This is a genomic window from Rhizobium changzhiense (assembly GCF_013087625.1).
Taxonomy (GTDB): Bacteria; Pseudomonadota; Alphaproteobacteria; order Rhizobiales; family Rhizobiaceae; genus Rhizobium; species Rhizobium sophorae.
On record NZ_JABFCQ010000001.1, the window covers coordinates 1114260 to 1136242 of the forward strand.

Consider the following 21983-nt stretch of genomic DNA (forward strand, 5'->3'; position numbering starts at 1 on the left):
GAAAGCGCTTTGGATGCCACTGGGAGGCGGCAGGCCTTTTCAAGACGGCTGATGGGCGGGCTGGGAGGAAGCATAGCAGGTGAATCTCAAACAGCTATCGGAATTGCTGGGGCTGTCTCAGACGACGGTGAGCCGGGCGCTGAACGGCTATCCCGAGGTCAATGAGGCGACCCGGGAGCGCGTGCTTCAGGCTGTCAAGGAAACCGGATACAGGCCGAACAAGGCGGCGCAGCGGCTTGCGACCGGCAAGGCGGGCTCGATCGGCCTCGTCATGCCGACGGCGCCCGGCCACCAGTCCGACGTTCATTTCGGTGAATTCCTGGCCGGGCTCGGCGAAGAGGCCGTGCGCCACGATTTCCACTTCGTCATCATGCCGGCCGACCCGGATGACGAGGTGGCGGCGCTGCGCCGCCTTGCGATCAGCGGCAATGTCGATGCCCTGTTCGTCGCCTATATGCGCGGCCACGACCCGCGGCTCGCCATGCTGAAATCGCTCTCGATGCCCTATGTCGTGCACGGCCGGTCCTTCGGTTCGGAGCCCGACTACCCCTATCTCGACATTGACAATGAAGGCGCCTTCTACGACGCGACGCGGCTCTTGCTGCAGCTCGGCCATACGCGCTTTGCGCTGATGAACGGACCGATGCATCTCGATTTCGCCATCCGCAGGAAGAACGGCGTCGTATCGGCCCTTGCCGAGCGCGGGCTCACGCTCGAGGAGGGTTGTATGAGCCACGCGCTGATGACGGACGAGCAAGGCCTGCTGGCGATGGAACACTTCCTGCAATTGCCGGAGCGGCCGACGGCGATCCTCTGCTCCAGCACGGTGCTGGCGCTCGGCGCGATCCGCGCGGTCAACCAGGCCGGCTTGCGGCTCGGTGAAGATATCTCGCTGATCGCCCATGACGACGTGCTGCCGCTGCTGAAACCGGAAAGCTTTTCGGTGCCGCTGACGACGACACGCTCTTCATTGCGGGCGGCGGGCGTTCGCATTGCGCAACGGCTGATCGGCACGGTGAAGCAGGCCGGCCCCTTCCCCGACCAGGAGCTCTGGAAGACCGAGCTGATCGTCAGGGCCTCGACCGGTCCTGCCCCGCGGCCGTAGTCAAAACTGGGGCGGCGTCTGCCCCGCAGCGCGATGAGCGGCGATGACGGTGTTGGCCATCAGCATGGCGATGGTCATCGGTCCGACGCCGCCGGGAACCGGAGTAATGGTGCCGGCGACCGCCGAGACCTCCTCGAAGGCGACGTCGCCGACGAGCCGGGTCTTGCCCTCGCCTCTTTCGGGGGCCGCCACACGGTTGATGCCGACGTCGATGACCGTCGCACCGGGCTTGACCCAATCGGCCCTGACCATCTCCGGTCGGCCGACGGCGGCCACCAGGATATCGGCGTTGCGGCAGACCTCGGCAAGATTCTTGGTCCTGGAATGGGCAATCGTCACCGTCGCATTGGCGTTGAGCAGCAATTGCGCCATCGGCTTGCCGAACAGGTTGGAGCGGCCAATGACGACGGCGTTGAGGCCGGAGAGATCCTCGCCATGGGTGCGGCGGACGAAGACCATGGCGCCGGCCGGGGTGCAGGAGACCAGTCCGGTCTTCAGGTCGCCGGTGGCGAGCTTGCCGGCATTGACGACGCTCAGGCCGTCGACATCCTTTTCCGGCAGGATCGACTGGATGATCGCCTCGCTGTCGAGCGGCTTCGGCAAGGGCAGTTGCACCAGAATGCCGTGGATCGACGGATCGGCGTTGAGGGTGGCGACGAGAGCTGCCAGATCCTCCTGCTTCGTCTCAGCCGGCAGCGTGTGCTGAACGGATTTGAAGCCGCACTCCTTGGCCATGCGGCCCTTGGAGCCGACATAGGCGTGGCTTGCCGGGTCATCGCCGACGATGACGACCGCAAGGCCGGTGGTGACGCCGCTGCTCTTTTCCAGCGCCGCCGTCGCACTCTTGACCGTCTGAATGACCGATGCAGCTACGTTCTTTCCGTCGATTACTGTCGTCACGCGTCTCTCCGCCCTGTTTCGCGTCAATCTATGGATACTCGGCGAGCGTCAATTGCCCGCTAACGCCCTATCCTGTCGGAAAGCGGCAATGCAATAGCAAGCTTGCAAGGAAATGTTCGTTCAGCGCAGCGGCTGCCGCGCTTCGAGCGCATGCACACGAAGCCGGTCGCGCAGGCCGGAGATTTCGGAGCGCAACAGCTCCATTTCGTCGGCTGGTGCGAGGGCCTGCGCGGGCATCGAGGGCAGTGGGGCCTGCGGCCGGGATACGGGCATTTTCTCGCTTGCGGACTCGGCGGCAGGCCTACGCAGCCGGAGCAGGAAGGCCGCGGCAAGGCCTATCGCAAGGCCCGTCGCGGCACCGGCCAGCGCGCGGCCGGTCAGGCCATCGCTTCCCAATACTGCGGTTGCCAATGCCGGCTTCAGGAGAACGACACGACCGTCGGCGGCCGTTTCCGCCGTTGCGGACGACGCCTCTTCGAGGCGCGAGCGGGCGGCATTCGCCTTTTCGCTGAGTTCGGTCAGGCGTGACAAATCGACGCCGGTGTCCCGGCTCTGGGCGATCAGCGTGTTGCGGCGATCGTTCAGACCTTTGCGCGCATCGACGGCGACCTTGGCGGAGAGGTTGGCAGCCTGGGCAAGACGGCTAAGCTCCTTGCCCATATTCTCCTTCAGACCGTCAGTTTCGGCCTGCTGCTGCAAGAGGCGCGGATGACGCGGGCCGAGCTCGGCCGAAAGCTGCGCAAGCGTCGTTTTGGCGACGGCATATTTGTCGCGCCAGTCCTGCAGCGCCGGCGAAAGCATGTCGGAGGGGAGCGAACCGTCGAGCACTTCGGCAAGTTTTGCAGCCTTGAGCCGGTCGGCCTGCGCCTTGGCGGCAAGGATGTTCTGGTCGGCGGCTTTCAGATCGGCATCGAGCCGGTCGATCTGGCGGCGAAGATCGATCGCCACCTTGACGTTGCCCTCGCCGCTCTTCGCCGTGAAGGCGGCAAGCTCCGCCTTGACCTCGTCATAGGTTTTACGCAAGGCGGTATCGGTCTCGACGTTGCCGCCGGCTCCGTCTGCGGCGGACACCGCTTCGGCAAGCCTTGCGGCGATGCGCATGGATTTGCCGCTGTCGCCGGTCGTCACCCTGACGAGGATGGTGCCGGCGGCGGCATCGGGCAGTACCTCGACCGCATGTTTCAGCGTCGCCTCGGCCCGCGAAGCCGGATCAGCAGCAGCGCCGGTCGCCGAGAGGAGATCGAGCGCAACGCCGAGCGCATTGGCACTGGCGCCGGCAAATTCGGGATCATGATCGAGTTTCAGGGCGGCGACCGTCGAAGCAACCACCCTCGCCGACAGCAGCCCTTTCACTGCTGCCTGGGTGAAGGCCGCGCGGCTTGCGGCATCGCTCTTCACCGCAAGCGTCGTCTCGGCACGGTAGAGGGCCGGCGAAGCTGGCATCAGCGCCGGCAAGCCCGCGCCGATCATCGTCGCGGCGGCCACCATCATCGCAAGGCCGATCCCGCTCGCTCGACGCCGCGGCGCTGCCGGCCGGGGCTCGGCGAGTTCTTCGCGAACCGCGGCCAGCGGTTCGGGTGAGCTCATCGGCTCGTCGGCCGGAACGCTCAGCTCTTCATCGTCCGCCGGCTCTTGAAGAATCGGATGGCCGACATCGTTGGCGGCCCGAAGGCGGTTGCCGAGGATGGTTTCGATGCGGTCGACCAGCGGTTCGGTGCGCGCCGCTCTTGTGCGCTGTTCTTCCAGCGCGCGACCGATGGCGCGCAGTAATTCGGCCTCGGGCGGCGCGATATCAGGCCTGCTCGACCGGGGCGACCCATAGGAATCGTCATGGGCGCGGGGCCTTGCGGCTGCGCGATCCTGGAAGCTGTTTCTGGCCCTGATATCGTACATTTGCACCACATCTCATGCACATGATGGCCGAGTTCGCTCATCCGCACGAATGCAGATGATTAAGTGACTCTAAATATTCATGGCAAAGAAATGGTTAACCGCAGCGGGCAAGAATTGCTAAGCCGCGCGTCCTGTTAGACATGCGGCGCTATTAGGTCAGCTCGCCTTCTTACGCTCCGCCCGCGGCTGCAGCGCGCTGCCGTGCTCCTCCGGATGGCTGAGGATCCTTTCGCGCCGGCGGAAGCGGTAGCGCAGGACATGGAAGAGGAAGACCGGGATGCCGATGATGTAACGGCGCCAGAGGCGCGTCGGCTCCTGCAGCAGGCGATAGGCCCATTCCAGGCGCATCATCCGCACCGTCTTCGGCGCACGCGGGACGGCGCCGGAGACGAAGTCGAAGAGAGCGCCGACGGTCAGCACCAGGCGCGCATGATCGGCGCGGATATTGTTGTGAACCCATTTCTCCTGCAGCGGCGTTCCCATGCCGACGATCAGGATATCGAGCTTCTGGTGCTCGAGCTCCTCGATGACTTCAGTGGAATCGACCTTATCGAAATAACCGTCGGAAACGACGACAAATTCATGCCAAGGCGTGTGCTTGCGGAAATTTTCCGCCGCCGCCTCAACAACCGAGCGCTTGCCGCCGATGAGACCGATGCGGCGCGGGGCCTCCATGAAGGTCAGGAAAGCCGGCACGAAATCGGTGCCGTTCAGATTGGCGGGAAACGGCGCGCCATGGGCGATCTGCGATGCGATGTTGAGGCCGATGCCATCCGGCAGCACCAGATTGTGCGACATGATCCGGTAATATTCGTCGTCGCGCAGCGCCGTCAGCATGTTGTGGGCGTTGACGAAGCAAACCACGGTCTGGCCGACGGGAATGGAAGCCAGCTCGTTGATGAAAACGAGGGCGTCGTCCCAGCCGAGATCGCAGACCGGCAGATCGAAGATCGTCCGCCGCGATGCGAGCACCGCGAAGTTTGCAATCAGATTCATTCCTACCTCCTGCCGAGGGTGCTGCATGCGCCCGACATCCCGGAAAACAAGCCCATATTTCCGCACCGGAGGTCTCGAAAGGACCCGGTCGCGTCCCGCTGGTGGGCGTCGCTCCGATCCCGGATAAGCGGCGCATGCCAAGCTGTGACAGCTGATATAACAGGACGGTTTCAAACAACCCTTAGGAAAATTCCTTGAATTTCCATGCTCGCATAAGTGGTTTGTTAACCACGCGCGCCAACGACAAACGGCGCCCTCGGGCGCCGTTTGTCGTCGATGAAATGATAGTCCTTAATGGGCCGCTGGCGCCGGTGCTTCGGCGGCCGGTGCGGTCTCGACGATCTTGACGGGCGCGCCCACCTTCTTCGGCTGACCGGCGGAGCTTTCCTTGACCTCTTCCTTGGACAGATAGTCGAGCTGCTCCAGCATCACGTCGGCGACGTATTCGCCGCCGAGGCGCTCGTTCATGCCCTTCTTGATCTCCTCGCGGAAAGCCTTCGGATCGAAGGATTTGATGTGGGCGATATCGACCATCTTGTTGCCGACGAGCAGGCTGAAAAGCTCGTCCGTCGTCATCTCGCTCAGCGGCAGCGTCACGCCTTTCAGCATGTCCTTGTTCATCATGAAAGAAACGCGGCCGAGGAAATAGCCGGTGATCGCACCGTTGCCGATAATCGGCACCGTGATCGTTTCGCCCTTCACCAGTTCAAGCGCGCTTTGCTTGGAATCCGTTGCTGCGGGCGCCGGCGCGGTCGCCAGGTACACCGAGATATAGACCGATGCCAAGGTGATGGCGCAAACCCAGACACCGGTGAGGACGAGCTTGATCATCAGTTTCCACGCGCGGCGAATTGTTCCTGGGAATAGGTGCCGTCGGCATCGGCGTCCTGAACTGCGTTCTTCAGCAGGTCGGCGACAGCGCGAACAGCTTCGAGATGCGCCTCGACGCGACGGGCATTGAGAACGAGTTTCTTCTTCAGGCCGTGCAACTGATCGAGATGGGCAGCGGCAAGCTCGGCCGGATCGGTATCGCGGAAAAGCATCGACAGCTCGTAGAGGCAGCGGCTCTTATGGGCATTGGAGACCTTGAGATCGAACTGCGGATCGTTGCCGATCCGGGTGTTCTCATTGTCGATGATCATTTCGAGGCGTCCGAGAACGGATTTGATCCTGTATTCGTTCGAAATTATTTCCATGGTACCCTCGGTTATGCTTCGCTTAGAGCATGATGCCAAAAAACGTGCGCGGTTTCGGACGACAGCATGCTCTAACTGTTAATTGGAACGGGATTCGATTTTTGGCCGACGGGCCTAAGATCATCCTGTTCTATCGGTCTTGGCTTCGGCGGTCGGCGTGCCAAAGGTCTTGCGCTGGAAGTCGTCGATCATGCTGAGCGCGGTGTTGCGGTCATCGTCGTCGGTGGAGGCATTGACGATCTTGCCTTCCTGCCGGCGCAACTGCTCGCTATACATCTGCTTGGCGATGCCGATGCCGTCTCCCTTGGCCATGGTGTTGCCAAGCTGTTCGGCCATCATGCCTTTCCAGATATCGCCGGTCGCGCCCTTGCCGTAGACCTCTTCGCTTTCGCTCGGCAGCATGGACTTGACGAAATTCTGCAGGACCATGGCCTCGAACTTCCGGTAGCTTTCCGGAACTTCCTCGGTCTTGGTGCGGTTCTGGACGTTGGCGAGGCCGCTCTTCTGGCCGACATGATCGAGAACGTCGACCGTATTGGAGAAGCCCTTGCCATTTTCGGCGAGACTCGTTGCGGCAAAGGCCGCACGATTTGCCTTCAACTTTTCCTGGGCCGCCTGGACCTCCATGGGGTCGGCAGCTTTGACAACGTCCAGGACCAGATCACTGGGAGGCGAAATAGCCACGTTACAATCCTCTGAATTTAAGATCGTAACGACTATGGTTTTTGAAGCTTGCTGGAGGCTGGCGTTGCGAATTGCTGATCGATGACATCGTAGACGGCGTTGTCATCGGCCTCGCGGCGCTCGGCCTCGAGTGCTTCCTTCATGCCCTCTTCAAAGCGGTCACCCTTGGCGCGCTCGCGCGCCAGCCGCATCTCGTGGATCTGCTGCATGCCGGTCAGCTGCTGGTCCTTGATGCTGAGCCTGCCGAATCGGTCGGCGTAATTCTGCGAGAAGGCATGGTGGACGGGGTCCATCGAGCCGAGCGCGAGGATGACGTCGTCCATCGCCACATTAACCTCGACACGCTGGCGGCTGGTTTCGGCCAGGTCGTTCTCGGCCATTCTTTCGATATGCCGCTGCACCGAGAGCAGTCGCTTGAGCTTTTGGGAGCGGCTCTTTTCGACCATGACAGCCTCATCGCCCGATATAGATCGAGCCGAAGGACTGGCCGAACTGGCTGACCATCGCCGCGATCGAGAAATAGATCAGGAAGAGCCCGCCCATCAGCAGATAGGGCGTGGAAATGAAGTAGACCGGGATCTGCGGCGCCAGCTTGTTGATGAAACCGATTGAGACGTTGAAGATCAGGCCGTAGATCAAAAACGGGCTCGACAGCCGCAGCATGATGTAGGTGGTCTGCTCCAGCGTGTCGGTAAAGGAGATCAGCGTCGCGCGCATCTGCATCAGGCCGCCGAATGGCATGGTCGTGTAGGAGTCGATCAGTGCGCGGAAGACGATGTGATGGAAATCCATGATGAAGAGAATCATCATGCCGGCAAAGGTGATAAAGGCCGACAGGCTGGTCTCCGGCGTATCTTCGATCACGTCGGCAGAGCCCGGCTGGGTGTAGCCGACCATCATGGCGGTGATCGAGGCGGCGAACTGCATGCCGAGCGTGTAGATCCTCGCCAACATGCCATACATCACGCCGATCAGCGATTCGCTGAAGATCAGGCCGATATAGGTTCCGGCACCGGTGTGAACGGCCGGATAGACGGTATCCCAGAGCAACGGCATGACGGCGATCGAGAGCGCTCCGGCGATAAAGACGCGCAGCTGTTGGGGCACGCGCGCCGAGGAAAAACCCGGAAGAGCCAGCACACAGCCACCGATCCGGCAGAAAACCAGAAACAGCGCGAGAACGGTCCCTTGCGGGTCTGTTATCATGAAATAGAGCCCAAAATCTTTATCTCGATGCCCTTGGCCAGTTCGACATGCGACAGGACCGGGAGCGTGGCGAACAGCCTCTCGATGATCATGCGCACATAGGAGCGTGTTTCCGGCGACGTGACAAGTGCGAATGGCAGGCCGCGATCCATGAACTCACGGATAACTTTGGTGGCCTGCTCGCTGAACTCCTCCAGGCTGCGCGGATCGATGTCGAATTCGATCACCTCGCCCTTGGCGTCGCGCTTCAGCGCCTGGTGGAAAGCGAGATCCCATTTGCTGCCCAGCCGCAGCACGCGCAGCACGCCGTTGTCGGCGAGGTCGCCACAGAGCTGCTGGGCCATGCGGATGCGGACATGCTCGACGATCTGCTCGGTCTTCCTGACATGCGGGGCAAGCTCGGCCACCGCCTCGAGAATGAGGTGCAGGTTGCGAATCGAGACACGTTCGGCAAGCAGCAGCTTGAGCACCGCCTGCAGGCCGGAATAGGACATGTGCGACGAGCAGATTTCGTCGGCGAGCTTCTTGTATTCGGGATCGAGCCGATCGATCAGCACCTTGACGTCCTTGTAGGACAGAAGCTGCGGCAAGTTGTTGCGGATGACCTCGCTCATATGGGTCAGCACGACGGAGACATTGTCGATCGGCTGGAAGCCCTCGCGTTTCAAATCGTCGGCGAAGTTTTCGAGGATCGAGACGGCAGGCATGCCGAAGGCGGGCTCGCGGATTTCGTCGCCGGGAATGCTCGGCCTGCGGCCGGCGCCGGTCACGACGAGGACTTCGCCGACGCGCAGCAGGTTGGAGGCGACCGTCGTGCCGTGGATGCGGATCTGGTAGGACTTCTCGGCAATGGCGATATCGTCGGTCACCTTGATCTCGGGCACGACAAAGCCGTATTGCGTGGCGAACTTCTTGCGCATCTTGCCGACGCGGAAGGCGAGCTCCTGGTGGGCGCCGAGCAGGCGCGTCGAGACCATCTTGCCGAGCGCGAGCTCGATTTCAGAGGTGCGCAGCACCGCCTTGACCGAATCCTTTTCCAGTTCCTTGTTCTGGACGACCTTCTTTTCTTCCTGCTCGCGGCGAAGCATGTTCTCTGCCTCGACCTGACGCGGGATGAACCAGGCGCCGAAGGCGAGAAGACCGCCGAGGACCACGAAGGGTACAAACGGCAGACCCGGCATCAAGGCCAGGATGAACATCAGCACCGCCGAGACGGAAAGCGCACGGGGATAACCACTCAACTGGTTAACGACCGCCTGGTCGGTGGAGCCGGTGGTGCCGCCGCGAGAGACGAGAAGGCCGGCGGCCAGCGAGACGATAAGAGCCGGCATCTGTGCGACGAGGCCGTCGCCGACCGAGAGCTTGACGAAGACGTCGGCGGCTTCGCCAATCGGCATGCCGTGGCGGAAATAGCCGATAATGATGCCGCCGAAGATGTTGATGCAGGTGATGATCAAGCCGGCGACGGCATCGCCGCGTACGAATTTCGACGCACCGTCCATCGCACCGAAGAAGGAGCTTTCCTCCTCGAGTTCCCTGCGCCGGCGCTGGGCTTCCCTCTCGTCGATGATGCCGGCCGAGAGATCGGCGTCGATCGACATCTGCTTGCCGGGGATGGCATCCAGGGTGAAACGTGCGCCGACTTCGGCGATACGCGTGGCGCCCTTGGTGATGACGATGAAGTTGATGGTGATGAGAATCAGGAAGACGATCAGACCGATGACGAAGTCGCCGGACATCACCAGGCTTGCAAAACCGGCGATGACGCCGCCTGCGGCATCGTGGCCCTCATGGCCATGCGAAAGGATCACGCGTGTTGTGGCGATGTTCAGCGCCAGCCGGGTCATCGTCGCGATCAGCAGAATGGTCGGAAAGGACGAGAAATCGAGCGGTTTCTGGATCCACAGCGCGACCATCAGGATCAGCACCGAGAAGGCGATCGAGAAGGCCAGTCCCATATCGATCAGGAATGGCGGGATCGGCAGAAAGAGAATGCAGATGATGCCGATGATGCCGAGGGCAAAACCGACATCGCGCAGGCTCGGGGCGACTTTTGGAATGGGGAGTGCAGGTGGTTGCGCCATGACGATTCCGTCTCTTCATGAGAGGAGGCGGACATGCAGCCCGCCCAATTCGGATCGAGAATTAAATGGCGAAGCTTGCGCGAAGGTGGCTCAGAAACCGGACTGGATGCGCGAGAAGACCAGATTGGTGAAAATCGAGATCTGCGAGCCGACGAAGGGTGCTGTGACCCCGACGGTGATCAGCACCGCGACGATCTTCGGCACGAAGGTCAGTGTCGCTTCCTGCACCTGGGTCAGCGCCTGGATCAAGGCAATGACGAGACCCACCACCATCGCCGCGATGACGGCGGGACCGGCGGCAATCAGGACGGTCCAGATCGCCGCCTGGAACAGATCCAATGCATCAGCTTCATTCATCCGAAGGCAACCTCATATCGCCTTGAAGCGGCCCTGCCGTGGCCGGACCGCCATTGGTTGGTATCACCCCAGTTATGCGGCGCCGCGGCGCCGTGGATATCAGGTATCGCTGGTGTCGGTCGACGTGGTCGGCGCCTTGTCGGCAATAGTGATTCCCGCCTGCACGAGTATATTCCCGCCAGCCGTGGTTGTCGCAATGATTCCGTCGGAATAAACCTTGACGGATTCGATGGTGCCCTTGACCTTACCGTCGGCGCTTTCCATGTATTTGCCGACGTAGCTGCTGGCCTGAGTAAGGCTCGAGCTTGCCAGAAGTGTGTCCAGCTTGGTGTTGGTCTGGATCGTCTGCTCGACCTGCGAGAAGCTCGCCAGCTGCGACATCTGCTCGCTGGCATCCATCGGATCGGTCGGATCCTGGTTCTTCATCTGCGCGATGAGCAGCTGAAGGAAATTGTCGTAGTTCAGCGTCGCCTTCTTCTGGGCCGAACTCGTGGAGTTCGTCGAGGTCGTGCTGTTCACGTTCGACGTTGCATCTACCGCCATGGTGCAATCTCCCTGCGAATCTGCTCGACCATCGTCGGCGGCATTTCGTGGTTGTTGAGGATATTGTCTTCGATCGCGTAGAGGCCGCGGATCGCCTTGAGCGCGTCGAAGGCGCGGCCCGTCGAGACGAGCGCATCGATGCGCTTCAGTTCGGCGAGGATCTCCTCGTTCTTGAAGCAGGAGAGCAGCATGGTGATCGACTTGCGGAACAACGCCGTCGAGTGGTCCTTGCCCTCAGGGTTGATGAGGATCATCTGCGCGATGAAATAGAGCTGACGCAGCGGCGTCGTGGCTCCCTCCGGCTGGAGGACATGGTTTTCGAGAAGGAACGTCACATCATTCAGGAATTCCAGCGCGACCTTGCGGTCGACGCGCAGGACGGCGCCGTTGATGAAGATTCTTTCTCCGGCTTTCAGAGAAATGCGAAGTGTACTTTTCATTTAAGTCCATCCCTGATGATGGTGGTAACGTCGATGATGCCCTGGTAGTTATTAGACTGACGTTTTCTGATCCTGTCGCATTCCTTCAATATCCAGATCGCGATCGAGATGAGGTTGGCCCTGAGCCCGATCTCCAGCTGGTTGTCGGGATGTTTGAGATCCTCGATGAAGCTGATCCACACCCGGCGCGTATAAAACAGGGCTTCAATGGCTTCCCGGCCGTATTTTTCCTTTTCGCGCGCCAACGACAGCAGGTCTATGGACCGGTCAAGAACCTGCCATTCCCGCTCTTTCGCGTCGGCCACCGAGTCCTGCATGACTTCGGCATATGAGAACTGATACATTCATGCATCCTTCTTTATTGCGCGCCTTTGCTCATCAAAGGTAGTTTACAAGACTCAACTGCTGGATCTTCGAGACGATCGTGTAAGCCGTTTCAAGCTGCGTTTCCAAAGTCTTGACGAGCGTCGAGGCTTCGTAAGGATCGACGCCCTGGAGATCGACGAGCTTGTTCTTGATGATGTTCGATTGAGCGTCGAGAGCGTCGTTGGACTTCTTGACGCGCTCCTGCGAAAGGCCGAGCTGGCTTGCCTGGGTAACCAGGCCGCTGGTCGCCTTCGCCGTATAGCTGATCGCCTGCTTGGACACCGTGCTCATCGCATCGGTGCTCAGGGTCTGACCCAACAGTGCCGAGGTCATCACTGAGGCGAGCGCGAAGTAACGCATGCCCTCGGAATTGGCATTGGTCGAGGATTCGATCACTTCGGAGTTGCTGATGCGGCTCGTCATGTTCTGGTTCGATGCCTGCGACCAACCGGTCGCCGGATTGGTCCAGTTGGCCTGGCTGAACATCGGCTCTACCGTCGTGGTGATAAAGGTGCTCATTTCGGCGCCGGTCAGATCCTTGACCGCCTTCGGCGGGACAAGAGCGGCGGCGTAGGCATTCAACTGCGTGACGATGGCGGCACTCGTCGCGGCCGTCTTGTCTGTCAGCGGCTGCACATCGGTGTTGATGCCCGAGAACAGATATTCGCCGTTCACCATCGTGTTGGCCGTATCCATCATCGTGGACAGGGCGCTGGTCGCCGATTGAATGGCGACGGTGATGCTGCCGGGATCGTGGCTGCCCTGGAGCGCCGTCAGCTTCGAAACGAGGCCGTCGCCGACGTCCTTCATCTTGGAAAGGCCGAGCTGCGAGGATTCCATGCGCGCGGTGACAAGCGAGTTGCTTGATTTGATCGAGGCTATCCTGTCGACCTCGCGGCTGAAGTCCACGCTCCTGGCGGCGTTGCCGCCGAGAGACACACCGATATCCGCATAGACTCCCGTCGTCGCTTCCATCGTCGCCTTCGTCATCTGGTTCTGCGCCTGACGGATCGTCAAGCGCATCGCATTCTGAATGGCCGAACTTGAAATAAATGAGCTCTTCATGGCTTAACTCGCAATATCCAGCAATGACTTCAACATTTCGTCAACGGCGTTCAGGATCTTGGTCGCCGCCTTGTAGGACTGCTCTATGTCGAGGAGCAGCGTCAGTTCCTCGTCGAGGTTGACGCCCGTCTCATTGGAATAGGCTTCGTCGGAGCGTGACAGCGCCGCCGAGGTGTTTTCCGCCGCCGTCGTGGCGTTGCTGCGGTACTGCTCGAGCCAGCCGAGCGAATTCGTGGCGAATTCCATGATGCTGACGTTTGAATCGATGCCGGTCGTGGCGTCGAACCCGACAGGCGTCCCCGCCGCGGGATCGAAGTCGATGTCGGAGCCCAATGCGGTATAGAGACGATCGAGTTCAGCCGTATAACCGCTGACGCCTGACGTGTTCAAGACGAGGCCGGTGGCGTTGACGCCACCATCGCGCAGACGCATCGGATCGCCGCCTTGCGAGGTGATGACGCGGCTGCTGACCGTGATGGTTGCCGCCATGCCGGCAACCGCGGTGGCGCCGGTATCGACCGTGCCGCCGCTCCAGGTGAAGAGGCCGGGCACATAGGCCGGACCGGCTGCCGTGTTCTGCTCCTTGAAGAGCGAGACCAGGCCGCGGGCGACTTCGTCGAGCTGCTTCTGGAAGTTCGGGGCGATTTCGTCGCGGACCTGGAGGAGAGACTGAAGGCTTCCCTGCCCCGTCGTCGTCGATCCGCTGCCGCGCGGAAGTGCCACACCGTCAACATAGACCGAATTGCCGGTGATGGTCGCGGTATAAACATCCTGAGACTTGAACGTCACCTTGCGCGGGATCGTCTCGAAGAGGATCGTCCCGTCAGACGTGCTCAGCACCATGTCGTTATTGTCGCGCGTCGTTGCGTTGACGCCGACGATCTGCGAAATCTGCTTGAGAGCCTTCTCGCGTTCGTCGAGTGCGCCGGATGCATCCGCACCCGAGGCCGTGGCGGTCTTCACCGCGTTGTTGGCCTTCTCGAAGTCGCTGAGAAGCGTATTCAGCTTATCGACGTCGGTGGCGATCTGCTTGTCGGCGGTGGCGCGGACGTTCTGAACGGATTGCGAGGCATTGTTCAGCGAGTTGGCAACGTCCTGGGCGGCGGTGATGGCGCCCTGGGCGGCGACGGTGCTGCCCGGCGTCGTGCGGAAGGCCTGAAGCTTCTGCTGGAAAACGCCGAGATAGGTGGATGGCGACGTTTCGTAGTCGTTGCCACCCATGATCGACTTGAGATCCTCGAGACCGCCGAGCAATGCCTGCTGGGCGCTGTCTTGAGAGGATGTCTTCAGATATTGGCGCAGCAGCGCCTCTTCCTGCGCCCGGTCTATCTTGACGACCTGGGCGCCATTCAACGACGTGGTGAGCATCGCCTGCCGGCGCACGTAATCTTTGTTGCCCGCATTCGAGATATTGTTCGATACGACACTGCTCTGCGTGCCCGTATTGTTGAATATGTTCTGCGCGGTATTAAGTGCGGATGTGAGCGACATGGCTTACCCGGTACCTTGCTTATCTCTTGAGGTTGACGAGAACGTCCATAATGTCGGAACCCGTCTGGAACACCTTGGAATTGGCGGTATAGCTGCGCTGCGATTCGATCATTTCGGTCAGCTCGCCAGCGAGGTCGACGTTTGAACCTTCGAGAGCGCCTGCTTTGATCGTGCCGAGGCCGTTGGTCTGCGGGAAGCCGGTGACGGTGACGCCCGACTGGCCGTTGGCGCTGTAGACGTTGCCGCTCATCAGCGTCAGTTTGTCCGGGCTTGCGACGTTGGCCAGCGGAATGCGATAGAGCGGCTTGGTGCTGCCGTCTTCATATTTCGCGTAGACGATGCCGTCGCCGTCAACCGTGACGTCCTTGACGGGGGTCGCCGCCTGACCGTTCGGCGTACCGGTGCCGGAGAAGTCGGCGCCGAGCTGCGTGAAAGCGGAGAAGTCCATGGCAATCGTCTGACCAGTCACCGGATCGACGATGTTAACGGCGCCGGTCGAGGTCATCTTGCCATCGCGGTCGAAGGTGAGCGCTCCCGTGCCGACAGCGGCGGTGGAGTAAGGGAAGGAGGTCGCGCCGCCGACCGCGGCATCGGCGTTGCGGAACATCGCCACTTCCCAGGTGGCAGCGGTAGCGGGAGGTGCCGGCGGCGGCGCTGCCGCGACTGAGGACTTGGTGAAGTAGAAGTCGTACATCACCTTGTTGCCGAGACGGTCGTAGGCGACCATCGAGACCTTCTTGGTATCGGTCGTCGTCGTGGCGAGGTTTGCACTTGGAGCCGTCGCGGGAGCGACCGGAGCGATCTTGGCGTTGGAGTCCAGGTTGCCCTTGAAGATGCCGGATGTCGAGGCGATCGCGGTCAGGCCATCCTGGTTGACATTGACGGGAACGAGGCCATCGAAGCCGTTGACGACGACGGCTGGAGCGCCGGAGTCGTAGGAATAGCCCATCAGCATGAAGCCGGCGGCGTTGACGAGGTTGCCTTCGTCGTCCTTGGTGAAGTCGCCGGCGCGGGTCAGGACCGGCGTGCCGTCAGGACCCTGGACGATGAAGAAGCCGTCGCCTGAGATTGCAAGGTCGGTGCTCGAGGTGGTGTAGGAAATATCGCCCTGGTCGGAGACAGCCTGGCGGACGGAGGTCTGAACGCCGCCGGAATTGTAGTTGCCGCCCGAGGAAGGCAGAACCAGCGACGAGAAGCTCGTCGACACAGCCTTGTAACCGGTGGTGTTAACGTTGGCGATGTTGTCGGCGACGGTGCTGAGGCGGTTGGCCTGAGCGTTCATCCCCGATACTGCCGTCTTCATGCTGCCGAAAATGCTCATCTGAAAACCTCGTTTTACCTGTTATGCACGAGAGTATTTGTCGGGCCTTGCGTGAAGCTGTCTGTCATGCGAGCTGCGAGGCCAGATATTGAAGTTCAGCCGGGCGCCGCCCGACCGAGAAATCAGGCCCAATCGATGCAGTAACCAAGGAAGCGCTTGGAATCGACCGGATCGACGCCGAGCTTTTTGCGCAGCTTCTTGCGCAGCTTCGAGATGTGGCTTTCGACGACGTTCTCCTCGACCTCTTCATCGAAGATGCCGTAGATGGCGTTGAAGATCTGGGTCTTGGTGACGCGGCGACCGCGATTGGCGATCAAATATTCGAGGATGCGGCGCTCGCGCCGGGGAAGTGCGAAGACTTCGCCGTTGATCTCGGGGTCGCGACCATCCGAGAAGACGCGGATCCCGCCGATCTCGGTGTAATTGGTGATCGCCTTCAGCCGGCGCCGGATCGCAGCCGCCCTTGCAAGGATCTCGCGGGGATGCACCGGTTTGCGCACCACGTCGTCGACGCCGCAATCGAAAAGCGCAAGAGTGTTTTCGAGCGAGTGCTGGTCGCTGACCGCAATCACCGGCGCCATCGACCGGTCCCGGATCGCCCGGGGCAGTTCGAAGTTGCGCTGGCCCTGACCGATCAGAAAGGCCTCGACTGCAGCTATATCGGAATCGGCGGCGGTCTGTACCCACTCGCCAAATTCTGTTGGATCAAAGCCGGTGGAGGGAATGCCCTCACGACCGAACAGAGATGTATATCCATCTTTCACGAGCTCACGCTCATCAACCACTACGATCATTCGTCCGCCTCCGAATCAGTGTGGCACTTCGATGATCTATGGGTACGAATCGCACGAATCGGCGACAACTCGTTAAAGTTAATGGCAGAAACTAATAATTGATTAAGATCTGGGTAGCGATTTGATCTATATCTAGTGGGTGCGCCTGATTATGCACACCAAAATTTCGTGGAAAAGTTAACGGTCGGTTAAATATGACTTGCGCACGGGTTTTGTGCCGGATTCCCGCCACATTGTGACACAGTTTCGTCACAATACACCTCTTCCATTTTTGGTTGAATCAATTTCGGCAAAAGTTACTCGCATTGAGAGTCCACTTGCCATAGCCGGTGGCGACGAGATTGGAGATGACGCGGCAGACATATTGCTTCTGCGCAGGGTTGTTGTTGGGTCCGGCGTGGTATCTGGCTACCGCCATCGTCCATGTCTCGTGACGGTCATGCAGGTTGCGGAGGAATTTCGCCGCATACTCAACGTTGCGATGCGGGTCGAACATCTCCTCGGCGGAGCGGAAATTCTCGCCGTGAAAGTAATGGTTGATCTGCATGCAGCCGATGTCGATGAGCTTGGCGCCGCTGCTGCGGGCGACATCGAACTGCCGCATCGCGTCCTGCTCCGAGGGCGGAAAGATCGCCTTGCCTTCGACGTTCATGGCGTAAGGATAGAGCGAGCCCTTGCGGCCGGTCTCCGTCAGCCCAACCGAATAGAGGATGCCTTCCGGGATGCCGTATTTGGCCGCTGCCGACTGGATCTCGCGTTCGCAGGCGCCGGTGGAGGCGATCGCCTCAGAGGTAAACGCCGCCAGCGCCGTTGCTGCCAGCCCCACCGCCACGAGCGTCTTCAATACCGGTCTCGCCTGCGCCATTCAAGCCTCCGTCCGTCCGCTGTGCCGTCTGATTTTGGCGCTCGCGCGCCTCGCCGCCCTGCCCCTGCTGGGGGAGCGACTGCTGCTGGGAGGCCTGGCCCTGGTTGCCCGCGTCGGGACGCTCGACCGGCGCCATGCTGATCGTGACGTTTTCGACCGCGTAACCCTGGCTGCGCAGAGCTTCGAGAATCTTGCCGTGATCTTCCTTCATTTGACGATAGGCCGCCCCGGTTTCGACCTTGAGGTCGACGTTCAGGGCGTCGCCGGACAGGCGCATGGTCGCCGTCACCAGGCCGAGATCGAGCGGGTTCATCTGGATCTTCAACGTATTGACCACCTTGCCGGTGCTCGTCCATTCCGCCGCGTTGGAGAGCGCCGAGCTCGGCTCCATAGCGCGCGCCCATTCGGAATCGCCGGAGAGAGCGGCGGTAACAGCGGCGGAATTCGAATTCTGCATCAGGCCGATATAGCGGCGCGATTCGAGCACCGAAACGTTTTCGACATCGGCCTTCTTCGAACCATCTTTCGGCCCGGCCTGATCCGTGCCGATATGGACATCCATCGACACGCCGCGGCCATCGGCACGGCTGATCCTGAATGTCTTGCCATCGGCGGCTTCGGCAGTCTCCGATCCGGGAACCTTGATATCATCCGCCTTGCCGCTCTCGACGTTGCCGCTGACGGCGGCAAGAGCGTCGGACGCATGGCCGCCCGCCTTGGCTTCGATACCATCGAGTTTCTTGTCGGCCGGTCCAGCCTCGTCGACCTTGGCGGAGACGTGATGCGCGGTGGCCGCCGCCGGCAAAGTCACGGTCCCGTCGGCAGGATCCTGCTTCAGCAGACCGAGAACATCGGAAATGCCGCCGTCATCATCGTCGCTGGCCTTGTCCGTATCGGTTTCCAGCGCGTCGGCCTTGGTGTGTTTGCCGGCCTTGGCTGCCGGAGCGACCTCGTCTGCGGGACTGTCCTTCGGATCGAGCTTGCCGAAGGCGAGATCGGCCGGCATTTTGACCTCAGCCTTTACGGGCTTTGCCGCCGCCTTTTCAACACTGGCAATCGTTTCCGGCTGTACCTCCGCCTGTGCCTTCAACGCGGCATCGCTAAGGTCGATCAACGGCTTTGCGCTGCTGCGGCCGCGGATCGTCCGCGCCACTTTCTCGGCGCCGCCATCGGCAGCCACGCCCTGATCCGGTTGCGCATCGTCGGGCTCGTCATTGACGGCATCGCTGCCTGCCTTGGCAAGCGCGTCGAAGAAGCCGTTTTTTTGGCCGTCAGCATCACCTTTTCCGGCCAGTCGCGCGGATTTCGCAACCGCAGCCGTCTCCGTACCGGAGGCTCCTCCCGAGACGCTTATATCCATCATTGTTCGTTGCCTTCTTGCGCCAGAAGACCGTCGATCTCGTCGAGCTTGGATCGTTTGGTCGTCACAAATGCGTTGAATGAGGGGTCGGTATCCTGGCTTTGGCCAGTCGATGCCACACCTCCCGGAACAGGCTCGGGAAGCGCGTCTGGCGCTCCCGGTTGCGTGGCTATCGCCGCAGCCTTTTCAGAAGTGATTTCTTGATCATCAGTGTTAGGATTGGAGGCTTGCGTCAAGCTTGCCGGGTCGGGAGCGCGCAGGATCTGCTCGGCAACGGATCGCGCCGCCTCCTGCAGCGCCTGATCCCGCAGCGACAGCGCGTTGCCGTCGATACCGCTGACATTCTTTGCTGCCTGATCGATATCCTCCGTGGGAAGGCCGGCCATGCCGCCATAGAAATCCGCGAGCGGGCCGAAAGCATTGTCGGTGCCGGCGCCAAGCGACTGCACACGTCCGACCGCCATGCGGGCCAGCTCCGGCTTGCCTGATATCGCGGCGGCGCGGGCGATGCGCAGATAGACCTCGCGCTGGCGCGGTGCGTCCATGAAGGACAGGATGTCGATGACATCCTGCGGTTTCACGTCGTGATCGTGGCCGACGACGAGGGTGACGAAAAGATCGGCGAACTGGCTAGCATAGGGCGAATGCAGGAAGCGTCTGACATAGCGCTGCGAATAGGCCATTCCCCTGTCGAGCATCCCCTTGTCGACGCAAATGGCGACTGACCGGCGCAACGCCGCCTCCTCGACGATCGTACCGGGGGCGGCAAGACGCGCCTGGTCGTAGAGATCCAGCGCGTCTGTCGGTTTCGTCGCGATCAGCACGTTGCCGCCGATCAGCGCAAGGTAGGGGCCGATCTTCTTGTCGCGATATTCCTTGGCCGTCTCCTCCAGCGTCTTGGCGACGAGCAGCCCCTTGCCGCTCAGATATTTGCGCAGCACATCGGTGACGCGGTTGTCGAAATAGCCGTTGACGTCGTGGGCGATCAGATATTCGAGCGTCTGGGGATTGCCGCCGCTCATCGTGTAGATCAGCGCCGCGTCGACGTTGCGGTCGTCGTCGAAGATCGAAGGATTGACGGTGCGCAGCCGCTCGTCGATCGTGCCCAGCATGAAGCGCTGCATCTCGCCGGCCGAATGATCGCCGGTGACGACGGAATCCTGCACGAATTGCAGCGAGCGCAGCATCTTGTAGGGTGCGAGATCGTCCGGGTCCTGCGCATTGGCTGCGACCGGCGAAAGCATCGCCAGGCCGAGGGCCACAAATCCGACGTAACGATGCTGCCGACGCGCCATTCGACTATCCTTGATCCGCCTGCACCAGGATCTCGATCCGGCGGTTGGTCGCGTTGAACGGGTCAGACGGCAGCTTCAGTCGACGGTCGGCAAAGCCGGAGACCTGGGAGATGCGTTTCTCATCAAGCCCGCCGCGCACAAGCATGTAGTAGGCGCTCTGAGCGCGGTCCATCGAAAGCCGCCAGTTCTCGTTCTGCGTGCCCTTATACTGGCGACCGTCCGTGTGGCCGCGGATGGCAACCGCACCACCCCTCTCCTTCAGGATCGCGCCGATCTTTTCCATGGCGAGCACCATCTCCTGGCGCGGAACCGCAGAACCGATATTGAACATCGAATCGTCGGTCTGGTCGGAGATGCTGACCAGCAATCCGCCTTCGGACGCCGTCACGGTCAGGCCTTCGGCGAGCTTGCCGGCCACGCCGCCGATCTGCTGGGCGATCTGCGCCTGCAGCTGCTCGGCTTCCTTCTGCTGCTTCTGCTCGGCCTCGGCGGCACTCTTGTCGGCATCCTTCTGATGATCGGCGTCCTTCTGAGCTTCGGCCTTCTTGTCTTCCGGCGACTTGCCACCTGACGTCTTGCCGTCCTTGGCCTCGACCGAGCCCTTGGTCTCCTTGGTTTCTTTGGTCTCCTGGGCGGCCTTCTGATCGGCGGTCAGCGGTATCGGCTTGGCGTCCTCAAGCTTGGCGACCTCGGTTGTCTCGCTCTCGACCGCCTGCTCGTCGCTCTTGCCGGGCGGTAACGGCTTGCCGGCCATCGTGACCTCGACCTGCTTCGTCCAGAAATCCGGATCGAAGGGATCACGATAGGCCTCGCCGCCATCGGCGCCGGTGGCCGGCCCGGAATCGGCGGCACCGCCATCGCCCTTGGCGCTGACATTGGCCTGCTGGCCGACCTCCTGCGCGATTTCGGCAAGAACCGAATATGGGTTTTCGAAGAAATCGGCCTCGGAATAATTGGTTTGGTCGCCGGAGGTCGATGTCTGATCGTCACCATCCGCCGCGGCCTTGCCGTCGTTCGGATCTTCTTCCTTCTGTTTCGACTTTTCCTGCTTCTCCTCGCCCTCGGCGTTGTCCACGGGCTTCTTCAGGCCCTTCTGGGTCGGCTTTTCGTCGGAGAGTTTGATCGGATTGAAATAGGTCGCGACCGAGGCCTTGGTCTCCTCGTTGGCGGCATTGACCAGCCACATCACCAGGAAGAACGCCATCATCGCCGTCATGAAGTCGGCATAGGCAATTTTCCACGCACCGCCATGGGCGCCATCGTGATCACCGCCGCCATGTCTCTTGACGATGATGATCTCGTTCTTGCCGTGGTGGTGGTTTTCGCCTTCGCTCATTCCAGAACTTTCTTCAAGCTGGCCGCCCAGGCGGACATACGGGTGACGATGACGGAATCACCGATTTCGACGGCAAGATCGATATCGTCGGTCTCAAAGTGGCGAACCGCGCCTGCATGTTCGCCGAGCTCGGCCTTCAATATGTCGAAAAGCCGGGTCGGGCCCCTGACGACGATCGCTCCGGCCGCGCCTTCGAGGATCGCATCACGCAGCAGGGCGGCGAGGCTTTCGGCAGCCTTGGCTGCGAGCGCATCCGTCATCACAGGCGCAATGGCCTCAGCGGCGCCGGCGCTGACCAGCTGAGCGACCTCTTCGGCGATATCGCGGATGCGGGACGCAATGACCGCCGCCGCCTCGACCTCGTAGCGAAGTTTCAGTTCCTCGAGTTCACGCGCATGGACCTCCGCCAGCGTCCGCGCCTCGCGTTCGTACTTCTCGGTCAATTCCACGGTCGCTGCGGCATGACCTTCCGCATAGGCTTCGCGGCGCTCCGCCTCGACGTCGATCGCCGGTTCGCTCGGCATTTCGGGGAAATCGTCGCCGAAATCGTTCATGTCGAGGATCGGCGCTGACGATTCCGGTTCACCGAAATCCTTCAAATACCGGGAAAGCGTAATGCTCATAAAAACCATCCAGCATTCGGGAGACATGCAGCACGCCCGCCCCCGCTCAAAGTGACCTTGCGC

General features: G+C 61.1%; 23 protein-coding genes. 1 reads left to right on the forward strand and 22 read right to left on the reverse strand.

The window, feature by feature from the left end:
* Window positions 1-79 precede the first annotated feature (79 nt).
* Window positions 80-1105 carry a LacI family DNA-binding transcriptional regulator gene (locus G9X68_RS05545; protein WP_171601584.1) on the forward strand — a complete coding sequence of 342 codons (1026 nt, stop codon included), beginning with the start codon at window positions 80-82 and terminating at the stop codon, window positions 1103-1105.
* Here the strand turns inward: G9X68_RS05545 and folD are convergent, their stop codons facing one another.
* The 22 genes from folD to G9X68_RS05655 all read right to left on the reverse strand — a co-directional run bounded on the left by folD (window position 1106) and on the right by G9X68_RS05655 (window position 21920).
* Window positions 1106-2005: a bifunctional methylenetetrahydrofolate dehydrogenase/methenyltetrahydrofolate cyclohydrolase FolD gene (gene folD, locus G9X68_RS05550; protein ID WP_171601585.1), complete on the reverse strand. Its 900-nt coding sequence runs from the start codon at window positions 2003-2005 to the stop codon at window positions 1106-1108.
* A gap of 120 nt (window positions 2006-2125) precedes the next feature.
* Window positions 2126-3898 carry a GumC domain-containing protein gene (locus G9X68_RS05555; protein ID WP_171601586.1) on the reverse strand — a complete coding sequence of 591 codons (1773 nt, stop codon included), beginning with the start codon at window positions 3896-3898 and terminating at the stop codon, window positions 2126-2128.
* A gap of 156 nt (window positions 3899-4054) precedes the next feature.
* Complete coding sequence (locus tag G9X68_RS05560) at window positions 4055-4894, reverse strand: WecB/TagA/CpsF family glycosyltransferase (protein ID WP_171601587.1); 840 nt, start codon at window positions 4892-4894, stop codon at window positions 4055-4057.
* A 291-nt stretch (window positions 4895-5185) separates the two neighbouring features.
* Complete coding sequence (locus tag G9X68_RS05565; RefSeq protein WP_168314439.1) at window positions 5186-5725, reverse strand: hypothetical protein; 540 nt, start codon at window positions 5723-5725, stop codon at window positions 5186-5188.
* The gene (locus G9X68_RS05570; protein ID WP_003545575.1) at window positions 5725-6090 is read right to left on the reverse strand and encodes a hypothetical protein; all 366 of its coding nucleotides are present in this window, start codon (window positions 6088-6090) and stop codon (window positions 5725-5727) included. Before G9X68_RS05570 ends, G9X68_RS05565 begins: the two co-directional genes overlap by 1 nt.
* A 120-nt stretch (window positions 6091-6210) precedes the next feature.
* Complete coding sequence (locus G9X68_RS05575; protein WP_168314440.1) at window positions 6211-6774, reverse strand: rod-binding protein; 564 nt, start codon at window positions 6772-6774, stop codon at window positions 6211-6213.
* A gap of 32 nt (window positions 6775-6806) precedes the next feature.
* On the reverse strand, window positions 6807-7220 hold the full coding sequence (locus G9X68_RS05580) for a hypothetical protein (protein ID WP_151520224.1): 414 nt from the start codon (window positions 7218-7220) through the stop codon (window positions 6807-6809).
* A gap of 7 nt (window positions 7221-7227) precedes the next feature.
* Window positions 7228-7980 (reverse strand): flagellar biosynthetic protein FliR, encoded by a 753-nt coding sequence (locus G9X68_RS05585; RefSeq protein ID WP_171601588.1) that lies wholly within the window; start codon window positions 7978-7980, stop codon window positions 7228-7230.
* On the reverse strand, window positions 7977-10064 hold the full coding sequence (flhA, locus tag G9X68_RS05590; protein ID WP_028743716.1) for a flagellar biosynthesis protein FlhA: 2088 nt from the start codon (window positions 10062-10064) through the stop codon (window positions 7977-7979). Before flhA ends, G9X68_RS05585 begins: the two co-directional genes overlap by 4 nt.
* 90 nt (window positions 10065-10154) lie before the next feature.
* Window positions 10155-10421 carry a flagellar biosynthesis protein FliQ gene (fliQ, locus tag G9X68_RS05595; RefSeq protein ID WP_009992823.1) on the reverse strand — a complete coding sequence of 89 codons (267 nt, stop codon included), beginning with the start codon at window positions 10419-10421 and terminating at the stop codon, window positions 10155-10157.
* Window positions 10422-10520: 99 nt separating this feature from the next.
* Window positions 10521-10964, reverse strand: coding sequence for a flagellar hook assembly protein FlgD (gene flgD / locus G9X68_RS05600; RefSeq protein WP_168310490.1), 444 nt, complete (start codon window positions 10962-10964; stop codon window positions 10521-10523).
* Window positions 10955-11404, reverse strand: a complete 450-nt coding sequence (flbT, locus tag G9X68_RS05605) for a flagellar biosynthesis repressor FlbT (RefSeq protein WP_003556571.1) — start codon at window positions 11402-11404, stop codon at window positions 10955-10957. The genes flgD and flbT overlap by 10 nt, the downstream gene beginning before the upstream one ends.
* The gene (flaF, locus tag G9X68_RS05610; RefSeq protein WP_027666404.1) at window positions 11401-11748 is read right to left on the reverse strand and encodes a flagellar biosynthesis regulator FlaF; all 348 of its coding nucleotides are present in this window, start codon (window positions 11746-11748) and stop codon (window positions 11401-11403) included. The genes flbT and flaF overlap by 4 nt, the downstream gene beginning before the upstream one ends.
* A gap of 34 nt (window positions 11749-11782) precedes the next feature.
* Complete coding sequence (locus G9X68_RS05615) at window positions 11783-12835, reverse strand: flagellar hook-associated family protein (RefSeq protein WP_168314443.1); 1053 nt, start codon at window positions 12833-12835, stop codon at window positions 11783-11785.
* A gap of 3 nt (window positions 12836-12838) precedes the next feature.
* On the reverse strand, window positions 12839-14326 hold the full coding sequence (gene flgK, locus G9X68_RS05620; protein ID WP_171601589.1) for a flagellar hook-associated protein FlgK: 1488 nt from the start codon (window positions 14324-14326) through the stop codon (window positions 12839-12841).
* A gap of 19 nt (window positions 14327-14345) precedes the next feature.
* Complete coding sequence (locus G9X68_RS05625; RefSeq protein ID WP_171601590.1) at window positions 14346-15647, reverse strand: flagellar hook protein FlgE; 1302 nt, start codon at window positions 15645-15647, stop codon at window positions 14346-14348.
* A 122-nt stretch (window positions 15648-15769) separates the two neighbouring features.
* Window positions 15770-16441 (reverse strand): transcriptional activator Rem, encoded by a 672-nt coding sequence (gene rem, locus G9X68_RS05630; protein ID WP_171601591.1) that lies wholly within the window; start codon window positions 16439-16441, stop codon window positions 15770-15772.
* 280 nt (window positions 16442-16721) lie between these two features.
* On the reverse strand, window positions 16722-17306 hold the full coding sequence (locus G9X68_RS05635) for a transglycosylase SLT domain-containing protein (protein WP_425328636.1): 585 nt from the start codon (window positions 17304-17306) through the stop codon (window positions 16722-16724).
* The gene (fliK, locus tag G9X68_RS05640) at window positions 17227-18669 is read right to left on the reverse strand and encodes a flagellar hook-length control protein FliK (RefSeq protein WP_171601592.1); all 1443 of its coding nucleotides are present in this window, start codon (window positions 18667-18669) and stop codon (window positions 17227-17229) included. The genes G9X68_RS05635 and fliK overlap by 80 nt, the downstream gene beginning before the upstream one ends.
* Entirely contained in the window at window positions 18666-19961 is a 1296-nt protein-coding gene (motC, locus tag G9X68_RS05645; RefSeq protein ID WP_171601593.1) for a chemotaxis protein MotC, read from the reverse strand. Before motC ends, fliK begins: the two co-directional genes overlap by 4 nt.
* Window positions 19962-19965: 4 nt before the next feature.
* Complete coding sequence (locus G9X68_RS05650) at window positions 19966-21297, reverse strand: MotB family protein (RefSeq protein ID WP_171601594.1); 1332 nt, start codon at window positions 21295-21297, stop codon at window positions 19966-19968.
* Entirely contained in the window at window positions 21294-21920 is a 627-nt protein-coding gene (locus tag G9X68_RS05655; RefSeq protein WP_171601595.1) for a hypothetical protein, read from the reverse strand. The genes G9X68_RS05650 and G9X68_RS05655 overlap by 4 nt, the downstream gene beginning before the upstream one ends.
* Window positions 21921-21983: the final 63 nt, after the last annotated feature.